This window comes from Mycobacterium sp. (assembly GCF_052143115.1).
GTDB lineage: Bacteria > Actinomycetota > Actinomycetes > Mycobacteriales > Mycobacteriaceae > Mycobacterium.
In genome coordinates this window covers 1-3,689 of the sequence record NZ_JBKQTQ010000133.1, presented here as the reverse complement: position 1 = coordinate 3,689, position 3,689 = coordinate 1, and the positions used below count along the sequence as shown (strand labels likewise).

The 3,689-nt window shown below is 63.8% G+C and carries 4 protein-coding genes; 1 reads left to right on the top strand and 3 read right to left on the bottom strand.

The window, feature by feature from the left end; all coding sequences use genetic code 11:
* The 3 genes from ACLQI9_RS14230 to ACLQI9_RS14220 all read right to left on the bottom strand — a co-directional run.
* The coding region (locus ACLQI9_RS14230; RefSeq protein WP_442391804.1) for an FMN-binding negative transcriptional regulator at positions 1-293 on the bottom strand (293 nt) is incomplete at its 3' end.
* Between the two features lie 128 nt (positions 294-421).
* A complete protein-coding gene (locus ACLQI9_RS14225) occupies positions 422-1,963 on the bottom strand; it encodes an amino acid adenylation domain-containing protein (protein WP_442391803.1) in 1,542 nt (513 codons plus the stop codon).
* 35 nt (positions 1,964-1,998) lie between these two features.
* Positions 1,999-2,283: a hypothetical protein gene (locus ACLQI9_RS14220; protein WP_442391802.1), complete on the bottom strand. Its 285-nt coding sequence runs from the start codon at positions 2,281-2,283 to the stop codon at positions 1,999-2,001.
* 149 nt (positions 2,284-2,432) lie between these two features.
* Here ACLQI9_RS14220 and ACLQI9_RS14215 point away from each other — a divergent pair, with 149 nt between their 5' ends.
* Positions 2,433-3,335, top strand: a complete 903-nt coding sequence (locus ACLQI9_RS14215) for a phytanoyl-CoA dioxygenase family protein (protein WP_442391801.1) — start codon at positions 2,433-2,435, stop codon at positions 3,333-3,335.
* Positions 3,336-3,689: the final 354 nt, after the last annotated feature.

Below are 3,689 nucleotides of genomic sequence, written 5' to 3'. Positions count from 1 at the left end.
CTCGGATACCAGGCCGGGGAAATGTACGCATCTGGTCCCCGCACGATGACCAGAGCCTCGCCAACCACCGGGCGCCGCCACTGGTCATTGTTGCGGGCGAGATGACCACGAAGGGTCCTCATGCCCGCGTCATAGACGAACGGCAGCATAGTAGCGACCACGCCCTCCGGTGTTGCAGTGATCAGGTCAGCGGCACCGTGGTGAGTGAGCAGGTCGTCGACGGCCTGCTCGTCGGCGGCGAAATAGGCGGGAATGTACATGTTGTCCAGTATGTCGGCCGGGTTGATGGTCATCTACTCGACCGAGACCTGCAGTCGCGTCTCACCACGTTGGGGGCTCGCGAATGCAAGCAGGTTCTCGTGGAAGGACTCGGCACTGCGAGTCGATCTCCATATAACTGAGTTGCAACGACACTGACGGCTCAGGCCCCTTCGTTCGGCGGAGACAAGCCAGCCTCCTTCAGCAGCCGTCGCTCGTCGACCTTGCTGGAAGACGTCAAGGGCAAGTTGGCCACTAAGACGAATTGATCGGGCAGCATCGTTTCCGGGAGCCGTTTGCTGGCGGCCTGGCGGACGGCGACAGGGGTGAGCTCGCCGTCCGGCACTACGAATGCGACGACCCCCAGATCGCCCTCCAGGTCGAAGGTCGTGCACGCCGCGGATGCGACCCCGTCCATACCATCGAGCGCCTCGGTCACCTCGATCAGCGACGTCCTCACACCATGTCGTTTGATGACGCGGTCCGAACGCCCCACGTATACGAAGTTGCCCCGGTCGTCGCGGAAGACGAGGTCACCAGTGCGGTAGACGGTGGTTCCTTCGACGACGTCCGTACGCAGCACAGCTGCGCTCAGCGCCGGGTCGTTCAGATATCCAGCCATGAGCTGCAGTCCGCCGATGTACAGCTCGCCGACCACTCCAGGACGATCCACCAGCCTTCCGTGCTCATCAACGAGGTGGAACGAGCTCCCGGGATGAGGATGACCGATCGGTACCAGCCCCGCGTCGAGCAACTCAGGCGTCAGTTCCAGATGGGCGACGGCGATGGTCGTCTCGGTTGGACCGTACCGATTCACCACCCGCAGTCCCGGACTGGCGGCCCACACCGCCCTGATATCGGCCGTGGACGGCGCTTCGCCGCCCAGGGCCATCACTCTCAGCGGGGTGTCAGCCAACCGCGCCAGACGGCCGCTGGCCCGGAGCAACCGGAGGTAGCTGGGAGAGAAGCTGGTCGCCGTGATCCCCTCGCTGACGACAATCGAGAAGAACCGGCGTGGGAACAGCAGGGCTTCCCGGTCGGGGATGACGAGGGGGACGCCGCGCACGAGCGGAGGAAAGATGGCAGAGAAGGACCCGTCAAAGTGCACGGGCGAAACGCATAGGCCCCGGTCGTCCGCGGTGAGTCCCACGGCGTCGGCGCATGCTTCGACTGCGGTGAAAAAGGCCTCCGGGGAAATCTGCACCCCCTTGGGGATACCCGTCGTCCCCGACGTGTAAATGACGTAGGAGATGGGGCCCGTTACGGGTGGTGGCGTGCGCCCATCTGCGGCACTCAACGCCGAAAGGGAGGTCCACGCCGTGCCGACGGGAAGTCCCGATGGCGCCGTTTGGTCCGAACCTGCGGTGATCACCTGTGCGGGCCGGCAGTCAGCCACGATCTGCGCACGGCGGACATCTGGATCGGTGATCGCCAGCGGAACGAACGTGACCCCCGCCCACAGACAGCCCAGTGCCGCCACCACGAAGTCCACAGAATTGCCGATCAGCAGGGCAACCCGATCCCCGGGCTCGACGCCTTTCTGAAGCAAGCCAGCGGCCACTCTCCCAGCCGCGGCGCGCAACTCGCCCCGGGTCAACGCGCGATCCAGGTCCTTGACAGCGGGCCGATCCGGGGCTCGATCGGCATGGTCCAGCACCGCACCGAGCACACCGTGGTCCGTCACGTCTTCTCGCAGGTGCTGCATGCTCGCTATTCTCGCTCCGGTGGAGGTCACCGGAGCTAGGTGCCCGCGAGCCGGGCGACCACAGGTGCGAAGGACTCCATCGCCTCGCCCGGCACCACGATGTTGGTGAAGCCCCACCTCTCGCGGCGCTCCAGAAGCCGCTCACACAATTCGTCCGAGGTGCCTATCAGGACGATCGGAAGCTCGAGCGCGTCCTCACCCGGAAGGCCGAGCATGGTTGCGGTGCGCATGGCCGCGCGGCGGCTGGCGACGACTCTGGTGGCGAAGGCCACAATCTGGAGCTCGACCGAACTGAAGCGGTCACCGGCGGGCCTGGTCACGCCGACATGGTTGGCGCGACCGCGGCCTGCACGCCGAATCGGAACGGGAGCATCTGTCGTGGCACCTCCGCTGCTCGGTCATGAAAGCCGGTAACAAACCGACCGATAGTCATTGAATCATCCTTATATCGTCCCTTACAGTATGAGCTATGCCAATAGCAGTACGGACAGTCGGTTCGGATTTCTCGTCGACGGATATTGCGAAGCTGCTCAACGAAGACGGGTGTGTGGTCATTGCCGACCTTGCACCACGCCAAACGATGGATCAGATACGGGCCGAGCTCGAGCCGTACCTCGCTGCCACCGGCGGAGGCAACACTGACTTCCTGGGCGAAACCACCCGCCGTACCGGCGCCCTGATCGCCCGTTCGCCGACCTCTCGCTCACTCATTACCCACCCGACGATCATCGACACGCTCGACCTCGTGTTGGGCGACCACGCCAGCACCTTCCAGGTCGACCTGACCCAGCTGGTTACCATCGGACCCGGTGCGCCGGCGCAGATGATTCATCGGGATCAGTGGTCGTTCGATCACTACCAGTTCCCGAGGGGCTTCGAAGCCGAAGTCGGCACCATGTGGGCCGTGACCGACTTCACTGAAGAGATGGGTGCGACACGGATGGTGGTGGGCAGCCACCGGTGGGAGGACGATCCCGACGAGGTGGACCCCGCCCTGTCCTCCCCAGCGGTCATGACCAAGGGTTCGGTCCTCTTGTATACGGGCTCGGTATTCCACGGTGGGGGCGCCAACACCACCAAGACCACCCGGATCGGGATGAACGTGGGCTACTCGCTCGGGTGGCTGCGCCAGGAGGAAAACCAATATCTCGCCTGTCCGCCCGAGATCGCCCGCACCCTCCCCGAGGGGCTGCTCAGGCTGATGGGCTACCAGCGCGGCTCCCTCGCCATCGGCTACGTGGACGACATGCGAGAACCCCTGGACTGGCTGTACGGCAGCCCGGCGCTTATGTCGGACTTCTACAGTTACCGCCGCACCGCTCGCAAGCGGCTCAAGGCGACCGAAACCTACGTTCCGCCCAGGGAGTCTTAGCCCGAAAACACCGGCTAATTAAGTTGAGCTACGACAGAAATGTGAGGGAAAGCGTAATGCAGAATCGGATTCGTGAAGTCTTAGCTGCTCATGGCCGCATGGCGGTCGATCCACGCGAGGGCAGCGCCCCGTGGCGTGGTGTAAATGGCCCGGCGATTCACATGAGGCTCTGTGTGTATTTGACACTATGCCGTGAGGGCGGCGGTTACCGCAACGTGTTTGCCGGAGGACCTAGTGGGGCAGGTTGCGTCGGAACGAAACTGCGAGCGTTAGTGCCTGGGATGATCGTACTGTGATTCGATAGTGGAGTCTGCGCCGCCGACGTGGTGGGTCATGCGTTCGATTTGCACGCAT